We start from the raw sequence: 16,876 nt of genomic DNA on the forward strand, positions 1-16,876 counted from the left end.
GGTCGCCACTTCGCTCGAAAACGCTCTAGCGCGGATCAGGAGCGGGCTTCCCGCCCGCTCCTTCGTCAGGCCTTCGTTCGCTTCTTCGATTTTTCGAGAAGATCGGAACGCAGCGCGAAGCAACTCCGATGATAGTGGATGTTCGCGACATAGACGGCGATGTCGTTGCTGTCGACCAGCACCAAGCGGCAATCGGCCGTTGGTTCGCCGAGGCCGATCTTGAGCAGCTCGGCCGTTTCGGGATCGGCCACGCCGATCGTCACAACCTGATGAGCATGGGCGAGCGTGATGTCGTCCATCTCCATGATCTTCGTCAGCGCGGCCGTGTGGGTGAAGCGCTTGCGGTCTTTGAGATAGAGGTTGCGCGCCAGATGGAGGTTGACGACCGAAAACGGCTCGTCCTCATTGTATTGCACGCTTCTGAGAAAGGCGTAGCTGGCGGCGGGCTGCCCTTCATGCGCAGCGAGCCGGGGCGGCTCCGCGTTCTCCTCGACATAGACGCGCTTGAGGACGTTGTTCCTGACGGAATCGACCATCGACTCGAAATCATTGGCCAGGTTCAGCCAGTGACGATTCTTGGGTCTTCCGGACACGAACGTCCCGCGTCCCTGCTGCGCGTCGAGGAGACCTTCGTTCCGCAACATCTCGATCGCCTGCCGGACCGTAACGCGCGCGACGCCGAATTCGGTTTCGAGCTCCTCGATGGTCGAGATCTTGTCGCCCTCTTGCCATTGCCCGGACTCGACCCGCTGACGCATGACCGATGCGACCTGCACGTAGAGGGGGACCCGGCTGCGCTCGTAGTTTGGGACTAGCTTATTCATGATAGTAAGATAGTCCATTTCATCGCTAAAGGCGAGTTTTATCGCCGAACAACTAGGATCGTCGCAACAGCCATCGCAACGCCCGCCTCACATAGTCCAACGCCATCGATCGCATGAGCGCGCCGGCGTCGAATTCCCTGACCATGGCCGGCTCGCCCTCGCCTCCTCCCGATCGATGGGAGAGCCGCGTCTCCAGGTTCTGGACAAAAACAGCGATGATTCGTCCGGCCACGTCCTGGATCAAGCCGGAGCGGCTGAACTGCGCCAGGGCCCCGGTCAAGGTGAAGCCAATGCTGAGATCGACCCTGGTTTGGTTCTCCACGTCACCCGGCTTGACGGCATAACCGATCAGACCGCGGGTTGAGGAGTTGCTGCGCTTGTCCTTGCCTGCGCCGACAATCGTGCCCGTGCGGGTCGCATCATCGCGCGTCACATCGGCGATGCCTTGAAATTCGGCAGAGATCGGCCCGACCTTGATCTTGATCTGGCCGTCGACGTGACCGTCGACCGGCTCTCCGGCCAACGATGCACCCGGCAGGCAGGCGGCGACCGCGCCGATGTCGGAGAAGAAATTCCAGACGTCATCGACCGGATGCCCGACGGTGAAGCTCTGCGTGAAGGTCGTTTGCGGCTTCCAGCTCGTATCCCTGAGCGAGGCCGCCGCTGCCGGAGCTTCGGCCTTTTTCACAGTTGGTGCGGCGTTTGCCTTGGGCCGAGCCGCAGCCGCGGTCACCGCAGTCACATTGCCGGAGCCCGAGGGTCCAAGACGCGTCCGGTTTCCGTTTGGAATCGCCGCGATCCCTCGTCGCCTGCGGTCTGCGATTACACTTTGAATGGCGCGGACGATGCCGACATAGCCGGTGCAGCGACAAAGGTTTCCGCTCATGGCCACGCGGATATCGCGCTCGCTGGGGTCCTGCATGCGCAGCACGACATCGCGCGCCGACACGACCATCCCCGGCGTGCAATAGCCGCATTGAAGGCCGTGTTCCCGTGTGAACGCCGCACGCAATTCGCGCGTGATCTCGTCGTCGTCGAGCCCCTCGATCGTCGTGACTTCGGCTTTCTGGCAAGCCAACGCGAAGGTGATGCAGGAGCGCGTCGGCACGCCATCGACAAGCAGTGTGCATGCACCGCAGACGCCGTGCTCGCAGCCCAGATGGGTGCCGGTCAGATTGAGCTTCTCGCGGAGAAAGTCCGCAAGATGCGTCCGCGGCTGGATCTCCGCGCTGACGGCGCTCCCGTTGACATTGAGGTTGCAGGTGCTCATTGCGGCCGTGCCTGCTCGATCGCGCGGCGCAGCGCGGCGACATGGGTTTGCTTGTCCAGGGGATCGACCATCCCTGCCTTCTCCAGAATCTCGCCGACGGCCCCGCGGTCGAAACTGTCGCTCAGCCGCGGAGCGCGGCCGTCGCCGATCACATTGCCTGCCTTGGCAATGACGATCGGACGGCTCTCCGTCGCGCCGATCACCGCACGGCTGACGCCACGATCGGGGTCGGTCATGAACGCGCCGATCGCGTGGGCAAATTCGCCCGTCTTGCGGCAGCTCTTGTAATAGCCCCAGCGCGCCGATTTGCTCAGTCGCGGCACCACGACGCGAACGAGAACTTCGCCGGGGCGCAGGTCGGCTTCAAGCGCGCTCACCATGTAGTCCTCAACAGCCACGGTCCGCTCACCGGCTGGGCCCCGCAGCACGACTTTCGCGCCGACCGCGGCGAGGATCGAATGCCAGTCGGCCGACGGATCGGCATGCGTCAAGCTTCCGCCGATGGTGCCGCGATTGCGCACCGCGCGATATGCAATGCCGTTGGCCACCGTCGGCAGCGCGCCGCGCGTGACGTCAGTGACGCGGAGATCCTCGATATCGGCATGGGTGACGCAAGCCCCGATCGAGATTTCGTCGGCCCCGTCACTGAAGCAACGCAGCTCTTCGATCCCGGTCAGGTCGACGATCAGATCGGGCTGCACGAGCCTGAGATTCAACATCGGCCCGAGCGACTGGCTCCCGGCCATCATCTTGACGGTTCTGCTGTCGTCCGCGATGAGCCTGATCACCGCATCGACCGCATCGGGGCGCACATAGTCGAAATTGACTGGTTTCACGCCGGCAACCCTTCCGCCAGTTCGGGCGCCTTCGCCTTGCGGCGCTCGGCTGCGGACTGGATGGCCTCGAGAACGCGCCGTGGCGTCATCGGTGTGTGCAAGACCTGGGCACCGAGAGGCCGCAAGGCGTCGTTGACCGCATTGCCGATCGCTCCCGGAGGCGCAATGGCGCCGCCCTCGCCGATGCCTTTGACACCGAACTCCGTATACGGCGCCAACGTCTCCATGTGGCCAAGCTTGGGCGCCGGCACCTCGGTCGGGCCCGGCAACAGATAATCGGCAAAGGTCGATGCGAGCGGCTGCCCCGACGTATCAAAATTCATTTCCTCATACATTGCGGTGCCGATGCCTTGCGCCAGCCCGCCATAGATTTGTCCGTCGACGACCATGGGGTTGATCAGCTGGCCGCCGTCCTCGACGACCACGTAGTCGATCAGCTCGATATCGCCCAGCTCCGGATCGACGGCGACCACCGCGATATGGGTCGCATAGCTGAACGTGCCGGAATCACGCGCCGGCTTGTAGCCGATGGTGACCTCGAGGCCTCTTGGATCAACAGTTGCCGGCAGATCCTGCGGCCTGCGATACCAGGTGTGCGCAATTTCATCGATCTTCACGCTGTTGGACGGACCAACGACCGCGCCGTTCTCGAGCTTGACGTTCTCGACTTCGGTCTGCAGCAGATGCGCGCCAATGCCCTTGATGAGCTTGGCGAGTTCACGCGAGGCGGTCGCAACGGCGCCGCCGGACATCACCGCGCAGCGTGATCCCCAGCTGCCCGTCGAGTAAGGCGTGTACTCGGTGTCGCCGTGAACCAGCTTGATGCGCGCGATGTCGATGCCAAGGATCTCGTGCGCAACCTGCGGAAGCGTGGTCTCCATGCTCTGACCATGCGAATGCGCGCCGATGCGCAGCTCGAGGCCGCCGTCGGGGGTCATGCGGGCGGTCGCCTGTTCGTGTCCCGGAACCATCGGGATGCCCCAGCCCGCGTAGACCGACGTGCCATGCGCGCCCTGCTCGCAATAGACTGATAGCCCGACCCCGATCAAACGACCGTCCGGCTCGCCCTTTTTCTGGCGCGCGCGGAGACCGGCCAAATCGATCTTCGCCAGAGCCTGCCGCAGCGATTCCGGATAATTTCCGCTGTCGAAATGCTTCTTCGTGATGTTGTCGAACGGCATCTGCTCCGGCCGCACCAGGTTCTTGAGCCTTACCTCGTACGGCTCGAGACCGCATTCGTGTGCGATCGCGTCCATCATCAGTTCGATCGCGTAGCAAACGCCGGTGCGGGCAACGCCGCGGTAAGGGAGGATCGGGCACTTGTTGGTGGAGACCGACCAGGTGCGGCAGCGATAGGACGGGAAATCGTACGGCCCGGGCAGGATGCTGGCGATCTGCGCAGCCTCCAGGCATGCCGAAAACGGATAGGACGAATAGGCGCCGGAATCGACCGAGGCCTCGCACTCGACACCGCGCAGTTTCCCGTCGCGATCGGCATAGACGGTGATGTTATAGTGATGCTCGCGGCAATTCGCGCCCGCCGTCAAATGCTCGCGGCGATCCTCGATCCAGCGCACCGGATAGCCACAGCGCATGGCGAGCCAACCGAGACAAACATCCTCCGTCAGCACGATGCCCTTGTAGCCGAAACCGCCACCGACATCGGGCGAGACGATGCGGATCTTCAGCTGTTCGAGATTGAGGCACTCCGACAGGCCGTTGCGCACGATGTGCGGTTGCTGATTGCCGGTGTAGAGGACGAGCTGGTCCATCCGCTTGTGCCAGACGGCAACCGTGCCGCGGCCTTCCATCGGCGCCATGCTCTGCCGCGCAGTCGATATCTCGCGCGTGATCTTGATTGGAGCGTCGTAGGCCGCCTCCATGTTGATGTCGACAAGCGTCTCGAGGAAGACATTGTCGCCCCACTCCTCGTGCACCAGGGCCGAGTCCGGACGCCGCGCCAGCAGCATGTCATGCACGGCCGGCAGTTCCTCGAAATCAACCTCGACGGCAGCCGCAATGTCCTCGGCCTCCGCGCGGGTATCGGCGACGCACATCGCGATCAATTCGCCGACTTGTCGGACCTTCTCGAACGCGAGGATCGGCTGATCGGACGGCTTGAAGCCTGGCAATCCGGACACAGCGCGAATCGGGCGCGTATCGGCCGCGATATCCGACGCGATGAAGACGCTGCCGCGAAGATGCGCCGGGATACGAATGTCCTTGATGCGCGCATGTGCAAGCGGGCTACGGACGAACGCAACGTCGCGCATGCCGGGCAAACGAATATCGCCGACATATTCGCCCCGCCCGCGAAGAAAACGATCATCTTCCTTCCGGGCAATCGAAGCTCCAACGCCCTGCTTTCCCACTCCGCGCCCTCTCTTATCGTCCGCGTCCGGAGCGATCGACTGCTCGAACCAGATTCATTCTATTATCGCAATGATAGCATCATTACGATTGAGCGTCGAGTCTCGAGACCCCTCCCGCGTGCGACAATAGCGAGTTCGCACCACCGACGCCGCCAAAAAAAGGGGCCCAAACCATGGCCCCCTTTCCGATCGATCCGGCCCTTTGATTACTTGGCTGGGACGGAATTGCACCAGTCGTAGATGCTGAGCGCCATGACCTTGATGGCCGTCAGATAATCATCGATCGAGACATACTCGTCGTTCGCATGCATGACCGCCGTCGAACCAGGTCCGAAGATCACGGTTGGCGTATTCGCGTACTTGTTCAAGAACCTTGTGTCCGCTGCGCCCTGGCGCCCCGAGATCGTGGGCTTCTTGCCGGTCACCTCCGTATAGACGTCGCAGACGGTCTGCACGATCGGATGCTGAACCGGAATCTCCGAGGCCTCGGCGTCGTAGCCGACGAACTTCACCACGGGAGGATGGTCCTTCATCCAGGGGTCCTGGGCCGCAACTTCGGCGATCTTCTTGACGAGGCTCTGCTTGACGCCCTCGTGGTCCTCGCTCGGCACCGTACCGATCGATCCCTTCAGAACGGCGCTCGCCGGGAAGGCGCTCGGATAGTTACCGGCCTGGAAGCTGCCGATGATGCAAGGCAAGGAGTCAATGGCACTCGGGTAAAGCGCGTGCTTGACGTTCGCCACGCGCTCGTCTTCCAGCTCCTGCACGGCTTTTACGATCTTGTTGCCGAGCTCGATGGCGCTGATGCCGAGGTAACGCTGCTGGATACCGGCGGGTTTGCCTTCGATATCGATCTGGAACCAGATGCGCCCGATGCAGGCCGGCTGCACGAACAAATCGCTGGTTTCGCCGGAAATGCCGGCATCCGCCTTGTATCCGCGGATGACGGTGTCGAGCGTGCCGTGTCCGCTGACTTCCTCGTCGATCACGATGTTGATCATGACATCGCCCTTCGGCGTGAGCCCAAGCTCCTTCAAGTACTGGACTGCGAGCACGTGGCTGGCAACGCCGCTCTTCATGTCGCACGAACCGCGGCCGTAGATGCGCCCGTTCTTGATCGAGGCCGACCACGGATTGTCGCTCCATCCCTCGCCGTTGCCGACCGGGATCACGTCGGTGTGGCCGTTGAGAAGCAGCGAGCGGCCGCCGCCGGTGCCCTTCAGGGTCGCGACGATGTTGGGGCGATTCTCATAGCCGCGGTCAACCGGGCGATAGCCGGGATGCTTCTTCAGCTCCTCCCAATTGGTTTCCCACATGTCGACCTCAAGACCGATCTCGGTCAGATAGCCGTGCATGTGCTTTTGGATCGCGGCTTCGTCGCCGGTCACGCTCGGGATCGCGACCATATCCTGGAGGAACTTGATCGCGTGATCTTTCGAAGCGTCGACCTTGTCGATAATCTTCTTGCGTACGGGGTCAGTCATCTGCTTGTCGCCTGTGTTGAGCGTTTCCGGGCTGGTTACTTGGCGCGCAGGCGTGGGATGATCTCACGCGCAATGGTCTCGACCTGGTCCGCCTGATACTTGTACGGGACGAAGATGATCTTCTGGACGCCCAGCGCAATGTGTTCGCGCAGCTGGGCGACGCACTCATCGACCGAGCCCATGATGGCGCTCTCGCGGCTGCAATCGCTGTGAGCCGGGAAATCCCACTCCTTGTTGAGCCAGTCCATCATGTCGGCTTCGACCGCCTGCCGTGACTTGCCGATCATGATCGGCAACTGCGAGGCGTTCTTCAAAGTCGACGGATCCTTGCCGCCCTCCTTGGCGAAGTTGATGATCTTGTCCCAGGACTTCTTGAAGTCGGCAGGACGATAGAAGTAGGTGAGCCAGCCATCCCCGTTCAAGGCGGCGCGCTTCAGCACGGGATCGGCGTATCCGCCGATCAGCAGCGGAATTTGCGGCTGCGCCGGCTTGGGGTACATCACCGCCTTGGAAATGTTGTGGCGCATGTATTCGCCCGAAACCGACTCTTCGGTCCACAGCCGGCGCATGATCTCAAGATTCTCATCCATGATCTTGCCGCGCTTCTCGAAGGGAATGCCGAGCGCGTCGAACTCGCGCTTGTACCATCCGGACGCCATGCCCATGATCAGACGGCCCTCGGACAGCTGATCCATGCTCGAGAGCTGCTTGGCGAGCGCCACGGCGTTGCGGAGCGGCAGAACCAGGATGCCGGTACCCATCTTGATCCGCTTCGTGCGCGCGGCGATGCCCGTCAGGGTCGTCAAGGAGTCGATGATCGGGAAGTTCGGATCCACGCCGAGAAGCATGTGATCCCAGACCCAGACCGAATCGTAGCCGAGCTCCTCAACCCGAACGCCATACTCGACGAGCGCCCGGGCGTTGGGCATTTCGGGATAAGCGGTGAAGTTGCGCGCGGCAATACCAAACGTGTTGGCGAGCGTGGTCATCAATAGATCTCCGGACTTGGTGTAGCTTTAAGCGGTGAAGAGACGGTCGGGATCGAGCATCCGCAGCGTCTCGAGTTCGTGATCGGTCGGCGGCGACGTGACGTGGAGCTTCTCGTCGAAGTCGAGCCTGAAACCGGTATTGTCCTGCACTTCCTCGCGGCTGACGCCGGGATTGAGCGCCAGCACCTTGATGCGCCGGGTCCTGTCGTCGAAGCCGAACACGGCGAGCTCGGTGATCACGCGCCACATGCCGCCGCTGGGCAGGCCGGAGTCGCGCCGGCTGGTGCCGCCGCGGATGAATCCGGGGCTGGTGATGAAGTCGACCTTTTCGACGAAGCGCCGCTTCTCGTGCTTCATCGCGACGATCATGTTGGTCAGGCTGGAGATGTCGTTGCCGCCGCCGGTACCCGGCAGGCGCGTCTTCGGCTTCGCCGGATCGCCGATGAACGACGAGTTCAGATTGCCGAACTGATCGATCTGGGCGCCGCCCATGAAGCCGACATCGACGTAGCCGCGCTGGAGCAGCAGCAGGACATCGGCGCTGCCGAGAACCATGTTGGCGCGCTTGGTGCAGCGCTGGTCGTTGGTCGATGGCGGCAGTTTGCCCGGCTCGACGAAGGCGCCGACCACGCCGCCCTCGAACAGAATGGTCAGAGCCGGACAGCGGGTGCGCTGGGCCAGGGTTGCAGCGAGCAGCGGCACGCCGATGCCGGCGAAGACCACCTGCCCGTCCTGCAGCTGGCGCGCGCTCAAGATCGCGAGAATTTCGCTTGCGGTGTAGCGCTGCGCCTCAGTCATTATAGATGCTCCTGCCCTTCTGCGTTGCCTCCAACACCTCATCCATGCCGATCAGCGAGAGATATTCGTTCCAGGACTTCGGGCTGTAAAAATAGCGGTCGAGATATTCCTGCATGCCCTTCACGGGATCCGCGTTGACCTGCGCGACATAGGTTTCCATGTGCCGCATCATCGGCTCGTAGAGGCCGTAGCACTCGTGCGGCGCCGATCCGTAGGGAACCTCGACCACGGCATCGACGCAGAAGAACGGGATCTTCGTCTGGTCCGGCGCGCGCCGAATCTGGTCGTTCGAGACGATCCGCTCGGTCGTAAGGATCACGCTGTTGGCGGCGAGCGCGAGATCGATGTCCATGAATTGCAGGCCGTCGATCTGGGCGTTGCCGTAGGGGTCGCAACGCTGAACGTGGATCAGCGCGACGTCGGGGTTGAGTGCGGGAACCAGTAGCAGCTTCTCGCCGGTGAACGGACAGTCGATCTGCTTGGCTTCGGGACGCTGACCGACGATATCCGACCCCAACATGGCGCGGGTCGGCAGGAACGGAACGCCCATGCCGCCGGCGCGAAAGCGCATGCCGACGGCCATGTGGCTCCATTCCTCATAGCGCTTGCCGCCATTTTCCACGTGATGCCGCATCACCTTGGACAGGCCCCAGAGAATCCCCTGGGCGAACCAGCTGGTGACGACGTGGTTCGCGATGCCGGATCCGAACACGAGGTCGCCGTCCGTCGAGACGATGCAGCGCGAGATCGAAAGATCCTTGCGATGCTGGCGGATCAGCTCCCAGAGCATCGCCATCGGCGTGCGGGACATGGTTGACCCGCCAATACCCACTTTCATGCCATCTTGGACGAAGCCTGCCGCTTCCTCGAGCGACACCACCTTCTCGCGCAGGCTTCGGTCGCGCTGCGCCATCTTCTCTCTGAGCCGCGTGTACGGCTCCACCAGGGTATCCGGCAAAACATCCTCCTTGTCGGCAACCGGCAGCGGCTGAGGAGCGAACCGCAGGCCCTTCCTGCCAATTGGATCTATCGTACTAATGTTAGTCCCATGCGTCTAGAAGAATTTTCGCACCGGCTTAATCGTGACGGAATTCGGCTTGAGCGCTTGAAAGGCGCCACGGCATCATTTGCGCCGCTTGGCGATCGCAAGCCTGTTAGTCGAGCATAAGGACCATGAACCTATAGATAGGATGTCCCGCCGAACATCACGGTGCTTGGCACAAATCATGCTTATGCAAATCATGCTTATGAGCGTGGCGGCACTTTCGAAAGCATCGCTATGCAGCGCCTGCTTCTACAGCGATCACTCGGCTGCCACGGCCGCGTGGTGCGGCAGCGGACGCAGCGGCGTCAACGAGAACCAATAAGAAAGGATGGACCGTGGAGCATTATCTTACCTCGACACCAGATCATCTTCATTGGGGACTGTGGAATGGCCGGCTCAGTCCCGTCATCAGAATTGCGTCTGGTGATCGGGTGACGATCGAGACGCTATCGGCCGAGCCGGATGAAGCACTCGATCTCGTGAGCGACCTGGTCGGACCGCTTGGTCGCAGCGACATCCTCGCGTCCCACGGAGCCGCACCGCGGCTATTGACCGGCCCGATCCATGTCGAGGGCGCCGAACCGGGTGACGTGCTCGAGGTTCGTGTTCTCGATGTCCGCCTGCGATCGGACTGGGGTTGGAACATGAGAGCACCGACGAGCGCTGCGCCGGAAACGTCATTGGACTTTTGCTGCCAGCATGTCGCGCTCGATCGCGCGCGCAATATCGCGCGCCTGCCCTGGGGACAGGAGCTGAGATTATCGCCGTGCTTCGGCAACTTTGGTGTCGCGCCGCCGGCGAACTGGGACCCCCGCAAGCCGAACGAAGCGAATGGTTTCAGCGGGCGCATCGACAACAGGGATCTCGGCGTCGGATGCACCGCCTATTTGCCAGTTTTCGTCGCAGGCGCATTGTTCTCGGCGGGGCATGGCCACGCGTTGCTTGACGATGGAAATGCGCTGCTCTCCGCCATCGAAACCGCGCTCGCCGGCACGTTCGAATTTCGCATTCGCCGCAATCTGCATCTTGCGACCCCTCGGGTCGAGACCACATCCGCGTCGGTCAGCCCATCGATCGTCAATGCGCATGCACCGCAAGTCCGCAGCCAACGCACGAACTAATGCTGCACGCCGCGCACAGCGCCTTGGTTCATCGTTCATGGCGGCTCAGCACCGCGCGCGATGACACCACCATCTATTGCTGCTGCAGCGCCCGATCAACGATGGCCACGGCTTCCGGAGGAGCCTTGGCCTTCCATGTTGCGATTGGTGCCGACGCAGCTTGTTTGAGCGCGGCGAGAACAGGAGCCGGCGCCGGCTCTGCGATCTGAACCCCGTTGGCACGCATGCGCGCGTAATTCTCGGCGGTACGATTGGCCAGAAGCTCGAACTGGCTTTGTTCCGTCTCGACAGCCACCTGCATCACCTGGCGTTGGACCGCTTCCGGGAGCGCATCAAAGGCATCGGTCCTTACAAAGGCAATCGAGATCGGGATCGCGTAGTTGATCGCAGTGAAATAGGTCAGATCCTGCCAGAGCTTTCGGCCGGCCCCGCCGTCGCCCGACGTCAGGATGGCATTCAGCGCATGGCTCCTTACCCTGGCGATTGCCTCATTGAACGGAAGATACTCCGCCGTTGCGCCGACCGCACGCATCACCTCGGCCGAATTGTAGTCATACGTCCGCGCGGTAATGGAGCGCAGATCCGCCGGCGTCGAGATTGGCTGGATACTCCAGAGGCCGGTGGACGGCCAAATGGTGATGTACAGGAGCTTGAGGCCGCGCGCGGCCAATGCCTTCTCATAGAGTGGCCGCGCGCGCTCATTGATGGTCCGCGCCGCCTCGATGGATTGGACAACAAACGGCAGCGACGGCAGACCGAACACCGGATCGGACGCTTCGAGCGGCCCCGCGAATGCGTCGCCACCGGCAATCCGCCCCTCCTGGGCCGCACGCAACATTTCGCCGGAGCTGATCTTCAACTCGTTGTCGAACGCATTGCGGACCGTAACATATCCATTGGTCTGCGCGGACACGAGCTCCGCGAATTTTGCCAAGCCGACACCCGAGATATTACTTTGAGGATATTCCGTCGCCATTTGCCACGCCACTTGAGCGGACGCAGGCAGGCTGAAGAGAACCGTCGACGCGATGAGAAGCGCCGCCGCCATGACAGAGCGTAAGCCTGCCCGGTTGATCGACGAAGGCAAGGCAGAATCCGAATTGAGCACCGGAATGTCCCGCAAGCACAGTTTGACTTCGATCAGTCTTGCCTATGCTGACGGGGCCGTCAAATGGCGCAGCCATCTGCGGCTCGTCGCGCGCTCGTTCCGTTCAATCGGAGCCGGGCTTCTCGCCTCTCTGCACATGCCTTCCTAGATATAACTCTCAAACGCGAGCCGCTGCGCCGGTGTCAAATGCAGGCCATGCTTGGTGCGTCGATCCAGGAAATCGGCCGATCTCCTGGCCCACTCCTTGTCGCGAAGATACACCGCTTCGCATTCATAGAAATCGCCGCCGAAATGACGGCCCAGATCGACCGAGGCGCGGGCCGAACTCAGCAGCTCGCGCGCACGCGTCCCGTAGAGACGGGCATAGTGATGGATGAGCCGTTGCGGCAGATCGGGATAGTCGCGCGCCAGCCCCTTCGAGAAATCATCGAAGCTGCCGCCGATATCGCCGCCCGGCAGCGGCCGATGCGCGGTCCAGGCCGGCGACAGCTTCGGAAACCACGGCGCGAGGCGCTGCATCGCCTGCTCCGCTAACCGGCGGTACGTCGTGATCTTGCCGCCGAAGATCGAGAGCAACGGCGGCGCATCCTGCGCGCCGTGAACCTCGAACACATAGTCGCGCGTCACGGCCGACGGATTGTCGGCGTTGTCGTCGTAGAGCGGCCGGACGCCGGAGAACGCGTGCACGATCTCGCCCGGCTGCGGCGGCGTCCGGAAATAGCGGCGCAGCACCTGCAGCAGATAATCTGTCTCGTCCTCGCTGATCACGACGTCCTCGGCGCGGCCGTGATAGGGAATGTCGGTGGTGCCGATCAGCGCGAGATCGTTCTCATAGGGGTTGACGAAAATGACCCGGCGGTCGCTGTTTTGCAGCAGATAGGCCTGCGGCCCGTCCCAGAATTTCGGCACCACGATATGGCTGCCCTTGACCAGCCGCACGCTCTGGGCAGAGTTCAGCCCCGCCACGCCCTGGATGACATCCTGCACCCATGGCCCGGCGGCGTTGACTAGCGCACGCGACCGCACGATTTGCGCCGTGCCGTCATCGCCCTGCATCTCGAGCAGCCAGACCTCGCCGTCGCGGCGCGCACGCACCGCCCGTGTGCGCGGCAGGATGCAGGCGCCGTTCTGCGCTGCATCGATCAGATTGAGGATCACCAGCCTGCTGTCATCGACCCAGCAATCCGAATATTCGAAGCCTCGCCGGAATTGCTGCTGCAGCGGCGCGCCTTCGGGGGCCCGCGACAAATCCAGACTGCGGCTCGCGGGCAGCTGCTTGCGGCCGCCGAGATGGTCGTAGAGCAGCAGCCCGGTACGGACCAGCCAGGCCGGCCGCTGCTCCGGCGAATGCGGCAGCACGAAGCGCATCGGCCAGATGATATGGGGCGCGGACGCGAGCAGCACCTCGCGCTCGATCAGCGCCTCGCGCACCAGGCGGAACTCGTAATATTCGAGATAGCGCAGCCCGCCATGGATCAGCTTCCCCGAGCGCGACGAAGTCCCTTCGGCGAAATCGTCCTTCTCGCAGAGCAGCACCTTCAGTCCACGGCCGGCGGCATCGCGGGCGATGCCGGCGCCGTTGATGCCGCCACCGATGACCGCGATATCGACCAGCCCGTGATCCCTGCCTGCGACCGGCGCAGTGCCCGTCATCGTTTGCCGCTACGCCGTTTCTCGGCGCGGCGCGGCGCCGCCTTTGCCGTCGCACGGGCCTTGCTCGGCTTTGGCGCCTGCAAGCCGTAGGTGGAGAAGCCCTTCGCGGTGTCGGCGATCTCCTCGTCGCTCAGGATGATCCGCGAGTCGAGCGCAAGCGAGAGATAGTATTGCCGCGCGATGGTCTCGAGCTCGACTGCGAGCCACATCGCCTTGTCGAGATTGGCGCCGAGCGCGATCATGCCGTGGTTGGCGAGCAGGCAGCCGTTGCGGCCTTCCAGCGCGGCGATCGCATGATCCGAAAGCTCCTTGGTGCCGTAGCGCGCGTAGCCGGCGCAGCGGATGTCGGTGCCGCCAAATGCCGCCATCATGTAGTGGCAGGCAGGGATTGGCTTCCGCGCTATCGCGAGCACGGTCGCATAGGTCGAGTGGGTATGGACGATGGCGTCGACATCGGGCCGGGCGCGCGTGATGTCGAGATGGAAGCGCCATTCCGTGGACGGCTGCAGCGGCCCCTCCCACGTGCCATAGTCGCCCTCGAGCGGCATCGACGCGATCATCTCCGGCTTCATCGAATCATACGGGGTCGCCGAGGGCGTGATCAGCATCCTGTCCTTGTAGCGGGCGGAGATGTTGCCTGATGTCCCCTGGTTGAGACCCGACGCATTCATCCATCGGCACTTGGCGATGATCGCCTCGCGCAATTGTCGTTCCTCACGGGTCATACGGACTGCCTTTCTCTTCAGCACAGATTGCGTCTTCAGCACGGATTGCGTGGCGGCTCGCCGGCCAGGAAGCGGCGAACCTCTTCGGCCGCCTGCTCGGCAGCCTCGGTGACGGTACGCACGGAGGCGCCGGCGATATGCGGCGTCAGCGTGACGTTGGGAAGCTGCAAGAGCGGCCAGTCCGCCGGGACCGGCTCGACCGCGAACGTATCGAGCATGGCGCCACCGAGATGCCCCGATGCCAGCGCATCATGCAATGCTTCGTAATCGACCAGCGGGCCGCGCGCGGTGTTGATCAGGAACGCGCCCTGCTTGATTTGCGCCAGCGCGTCGCGCCCGATGAAGCGGGTGGTCTCGGGCGTCACCCGCGCATGCAGCGTGACGACATCGGCGCGGCCAAGCAATTCGCCGAGCGCGACATGCTCGACGCCGTCATTGCGGTCCTGGGCGCTGAGCTGGACATAGGGATCGGCGACCAGGATCCTGCAGCCGAAGGCCTTCAGCAGCTTGACCACGCGGCTGCCGATCGCGCCGTAGCCGACAATGCCGACCGTCATCTCGCCGAGCTCGCGCCCGGTGCGGTCGGCGCGATAGAGATCGCCGCGCCACTCCCCGCCGCGCAGTGCCTCATGGCCGCTGCGGATCAGCCGCGTCTCGGCGAGAATCGCGCCGATGGTGAACTCCGCCACCGCGCTCGCATTGCGGCCGGGCGTATTGACCACCAGCACGTTGTGGTCACGCGCCGCCTGCATGTCGATGTTGACCGGACCGCCCCGCGACACCGCGACGAACTTCAGATTCGGCAACCGCTCCAGCATCGACCGCGAGATCGGCGCCAGGTGCGTGACGAGCAGCTCAGCATCGCCGATAAAACCGATGATCTCGTCAGGCTGCCCCATGAATTCCTTCAGGCCATCGAGCTTCGAGCCGGCATAGCCGTGCTCCATCGGCTCGTCCGGCCAGGGCTGCTCTAGCGTGCGGAGATCGACGCCATTGCCGCAGGCTGCCCGGATATGCTCGGCGAACACCGAGGGCAGCATGAAGCGGTCGCCGATGATGGCGATGGACTTAGACATGGTCGCCTCCGGCGCGCAGCGCGGCGAGTTGCTTCCAGACCGGCCGCGACGCCAGCCTTGCATCGAGATAGGTCGGAAAGATGCTGGCGTAGCGCTTCGCCAGCGCAGCGTCAGGCGATTGCGGCGCGCTCAGATGCGGCGCAACCCACTGCTCGGCGCAGGCGCGCATGTCGGGATAGGCATCGATGGTGACGGCAGCGATCATCGCCACGCCTGCGGCGCCGGCCTCGCCGCGGCTACAGATCCGGACGTCGCAATCCAGCGCGGCACCGAGGATGGCGCCAAGCGCACGGCTCTTCGCCGCGCCGCCCGTGATCCTGACGTCGCGCGGCAGCGACCCCATCGCGGCGTAGCAATCCCGTGCAGCGAAAGCCAAGCCCTCCATCACGCCGCGCATCAAATCTCCATAGCGGTGACGCGAGCGCAGGCCGAAGAATTGTGCGCTGGCCTCATGCGAGACGAACGGACCACGCTCGCCCGCATCGGAGATGAACGGATGGAACAGCACTTCGCCGGGCCTGGCCCGCAGCACCTGGTCATCGAGCCGGCGGATCAGTTCGGCGCGCGTGCGCGTCACGCCCTCCGCCGCCAGCAAGTCGCATGCGAGGTCGAGCATCCAGTCGATGTTCAGCGTCGCCGCCATGTTGGACTGCATCTGGGCATAGTGACCCGGCACCGGGAACGGCATGGTGTAGCCGGTTGCTTCCCGATTCAGCGTCACCGCATCTGCGCTCGACACCAGCCGCATATGCATGCCGGTCGAGCCGATGATCGTGCAGCCGACATCGGGTGACGGATCGTAGAGCCCGGCACCGAGCGCATTGCAGATCACGTCCACATAGCCAAGGCAGACCGGCACGCCTTCCGGCAGGCCAATCTCGATCGCGGCGGCTGTGGTGAGCGGATGCGTCATCACCGCCCCGTCAACCACCGGCGGGAACAGGCGCGTCAGGTCGGCGATACCGATCAACCGCGCGGTCTCCGCATCGAAGCCCCGCTTGCGGAAATCGCCGCAGGAGAAGGTGGCCTCCGACGGATCGGTTGCGCGCTCGCCGGTGAGCAGGAAGTAGAGCCAGTCCTTGCAATGGAAGGCCGTTGTCGCGCTGGCAATCGTGTCGGGCCTGTGCGCCTGCAGCCACGCCAGTTGCGGCCCCTGCTGGCAGGCGTTGAGCCCGGAGCCGGTGCGGCGGTAGAGCGGCGTGTTGCGCTCGCTGGCGCGAATCTCTTCGACCAGCCGGCCGGCGCGCGAGTCAAGCCACAGCAGCGCCGGTGCCACCGGCCGGCCGTCGTCATCGATCAGCCAGGTGCCGTCGCCCTGCCCGGTCACCGCAATCGCCGCGATCCGCGCGGACAAGTCAGGCACCGACTTTGCCAGCGCACGAATGACCGCGACCGTATCGGTCCAGGTCCGTGCCATGTCCTGCTCGACATGGCCGCCGACGAGGCTGCCATACGCATTCGGCTGCGAGACATCGGCAAGCTGCTCGCCGGTGAGCGTAAACGCTACTGCCTTGATCAGCGAGGTACCGGCATCGATGCCGATGATGACGTCGCGGCTTGCGGAAGCGGTCATCG

15 protein-coding genes are annotated in these 16,876 nt (G+C 63.4%); 2 read left to right on the top strand and 13 right to left on the bottom strand.

Going from position 1 to position 16,876, the window contains the following annotated elements:
* Window positions 1-65 precede the first annotated feature (65 nt).
* The 8 genes from Q0030_RS31335 to Q0030_RS31370 all read right to left on the bottom strand — a co-directional run bounded on the left by Q0030_RS31335 (window position 66) and on the right by Q0030_RS31370 (window position 9,486).
* Window positions 66-824, bottom strand: coding sequence for a GntR family transcriptional regulator (locus Q0030_RS31335; RefSeq protein ID WP_298376090.1), 759 nt, complete (start codon window positions 822-824; stop codon window positions 66-68).
* Between the two features lie 52 nt (window positions 825-876).
* Window positions 877-2,094: a 2Fe-2S iron-sulfur cluster-binding protein gene (locus Q0030_RS31340; protein ID WP_298376092.1), complete on the bottom strand. Its 1,218-nt coding sequence runs from the start codon at window positions 2,092-2,094 to the stop codon at window positions 877-879.
* Window positions 2,091-2,930: an FAD binding domain-containing protein gene (locus tag Q0030_RS31345; RefSeq protein ID WP_298376093.1), complete on the bottom strand. Its 840-nt coding sequence runs from the start codon at window positions 2,928-2,930 to the stop codon at window positions 2,091-2,093. Before Q0030_RS31345 ends, Q0030_RS31340 begins: the two co-directional genes overlap by 4 nt.
* Window positions 2,927-5,302: a xanthine dehydrogenase family protein molybdopterin-binding subunit gene (locus Q0030_RS31350; protein WP_298376095.1), complete on the bottom strand. Its 2,376-nt coding sequence runs from the start codon at window positions 5,300-5,302 to the stop codon at window positions 2,927-2,929. Before Q0030_RS31350 ends, Q0030_RS31345 begins: the two co-directional genes overlap by 4 nt.
* Before the next feature lie 206 nt (window positions 5,303-5,508).
* Window positions 5,509-6,786, bottom strand: coding sequence for an ArgE/DapE family deacylase (locus Q0030_RS31355; RefSeq protein ID WP_298376098.1), 1,278 nt, complete (start codon window positions 6,784-6,786; stop codon window positions 5,509-5,511).
* A gap of 35 nt (window positions 6,787-6,821) precedes the next feature.
* Window positions 6,822-7,775 (bottom strand): TIGR03619 family F420-dependent LLM class oxidoreductase, encoded by a 954-nt coding sequence (locus Q0030_RS31360; RefSeq protein ID WP_050401073.1) that lies wholly within the window; start codon window positions 7,773-7,775, stop codon window positions 6,822-6,824.
* A gap of 27 nt (window positions 7,776-7,802) precedes the next feature.
* Complete coding sequence (locus tag Q0030_RS31365) at window positions 7,803-8,573, bottom strand: CoA-transferase (RefSeq protein WP_194459395.1); 771 nt, start codon at window positions 8,571-8,573, stop codon at window positions 7,803-7,805.
* Entirely contained in the window at window positions 8,566-9,486 is a 921-nt protein-coding gene (locus Q0030_RS31370) for a CoA-transferase (protein WP_298376301.1), read from the bottom strand. The genes Q0030_RS31365 and Q0030_RS31370 overlap by 8 nt, the downstream gene beginning before the upstream one ends.
* Window positions 9,487-9,953: 467 nt before the next feature.
* Between Q0030_RS31370 and Q0030_RS31375 the strand changes: the two genes are divergently transcribed.
* A complete protein-coding gene (locus tag Q0030_RS31375) occupies window positions 9,954-10,739 on the top strand; it encodes an acetamidase/formamidase family protein (protein WP_298376112.1) in 786 nt (261 codons plus the stop codon).
* Between the two features lie 73 nt (window positions 10,740-10,812).
* Here Q0030_RS31375 and Q0030_RS31380 read toward each other — a convergent pair whose 3' ends face one another.
* The gene (locus Q0030_RS31380) at window positions 10,813-11,787 is read right to left on the bottom strand and encodes a TRAP transporter substrate-binding protein (RefSeq protein WP_298376114.1); all 975 of its coding nucleotides are present in this window, start codon (window positions 11,785-11,787) and stop codon (window positions 10,813-10,815) included.
* On the opposite strand from Q0030_RS31380, the gene Q0030_RS31385 reads away from it, so the two are divergent.
* A complete protein-coding gene (locus Q0030_RS31385) occupies window positions 11,786-11,995 on the top strand; it encodes a hypothetical protein (protein ID WP_298376115.1) in 210 nt (69 codons plus the stop codon). The two genes, Q0030_RS31380 and Q0030_RS31385, sit on opposite strands and share 2 nt — an antisense overlap.
* Here the strand turns inward: Q0030_RS31385 and Q0030_RS31390 are convergent.
* The 4 genes from Q0030_RS31390 to Q0030_RS31405 are packed head-to-tail and all read right to left on the bottom strand — an operon-like array spanning window position 11,992 to window position 16,874.
* Entirely contained in the window at window positions 11,992-13,500 is a 1,509-nt protein-coding gene (locus tag Q0030_RS31390) for a glycerol-3-phosphate dehydrogenase (protein WP_298376118.1), read from the bottom strand. The two genes, Q0030_RS31385 and Q0030_RS31390, sit on opposite strands and share 4 nt — an antisense overlap.
* On the bottom strand, window positions 13,497-14,225 hold the full coding sequence (locus Q0030_RS31395; RefSeq protein WP_298376120.1) for a class II aldolase/adducin family protein: 729 nt from the start codon (window positions 14,223-14,225) through the stop codon (window positions 13,497-13,499). Before Q0030_RS31395 ends, Q0030_RS31390 begins: the two co-directional genes overlap by 4 nt.
* Before the next feature lie 35 nt (window positions 14,226-14,260).
* Window positions 14,261-15,301, bottom strand: coding sequence for a 2-hydroxyacid dehydrogenase (locus Q0030_RS31400; protein ID WP_298376123.1), 1,041 nt, complete (start codon window positions 15,299-15,301; stop codon window positions 14,261-14,263).
* Window positions 15,294-16,874: an FGGY-family carbohydrate kinase gene (locus tag Q0030_RS31405; protein WP_298376125.1), complete on the bottom strand. Its 1,581-nt coding sequence runs from the start codon at window positions 16,872-16,874 to the stop codon at window positions 15,294-15,296. The genes Q0030_RS31400 and Q0030_RS31405 overlap by 8 nt, the downstream gene beginning before the upstream one ends.
* Window positions 16,875-16,876 lie beyond the last annotated feature (2 nt).

The organism is uncultured Bradyrhizobium sp. (genome assembly GCF_947648125.1).
GTDB lineage: Bacteria > Pseudomonadota > Alphaproteobacteria > Rhizobiales > Xanthobacteraceae > Bradyrhizobium.

Bases quoted from the DNA above. Each gene is read 5' to 3' on its own strand.
- Q0030_RS31335 (WP_298376090.1), bottom strand. From the start codon at position 824: ATGAATAAGCTAGTCCCAAACTACGAGCGCAGCCGGGTCCCCCTCTAC.
- Q0030_RS31340 (WP_298376092.1), bottom strand. From the start codon at position 2,094: ATGAGCACCTGCAACCTCAATGTCAACGGGAGCGCCGTCAGCGCGGAG.
- Q0030_RS31355 (WP_298376098.1), bottom strand. From the start codon at position 6,786: ATGACTGACCCCGTACGCAAGAAGATTATCGACAAGGTCGACGCTTCG.
- Q0030_RS31360 (WP_050401073.1), bottom strand. From the start codon at position 7,775: ATGACCACGCTCGCCAACACGTTTGGTATTGCCGCGCGCAACTTCACC.
- Q0030_RS31365 (WP_194459395.1), bottom strand. From the start codon at position 8,573: ATGACTGAGGCGCAGCGCTACACCGCAAGCGAAATTCTCGCGATCTTG.
- Q0030_RS31370 (WP_298376301.1), bottom strand. From the start codon at position 9,486: ATGGCGCAGCGCGACCGAAGCCTGCGCGAGAAGGTGGTGTCGCTCGAG.
- Q0030_RS31385 (WP_298376115.1), top strand. From the start codon at position 11,786: ATGACAGAGCGTAAGCCTGCCCGGTTGATCGACGAAGGCAAGGCAGAA.
- Q0030_RS31380 (WP_298376114.1), bottom strand. From the start codon at position 11,787: ATGGCGGCGGCGCTTCTCATCGCGTCGACGGTTCTCTTCAGCCTGCCT.
- Q0030_RS31390 (WP_298376118.1), bottom strand. From the start codon at position 13,500: ATGACGGGCACTGCGCCGGTCGCAGGCAGGGATCACGGGCTGGTCGAT.
- Q0030_RS31395 (WP_298376120.1), bottom strand. From the start codon at position 14,225: ATGACCCGTGAGGAACGACAATTGCGCGAGGCGATCATCGCCAAGTGC.
- Q0030_RS31400 (WP_298376123.1), bottom strand. From the start codon at position 15,301: ATGTCTAAGTCCATCGCCATCATCGGCGACCGCTTCATGCTGCCCTCG.
- Q0030_RS31405 (WP_298376125.1), bottom strand. From the start codon at position 16,874: ATGACCGCTTCCGCAAGCCGCGACGTCATCATCGGCATCGATGCCGGT.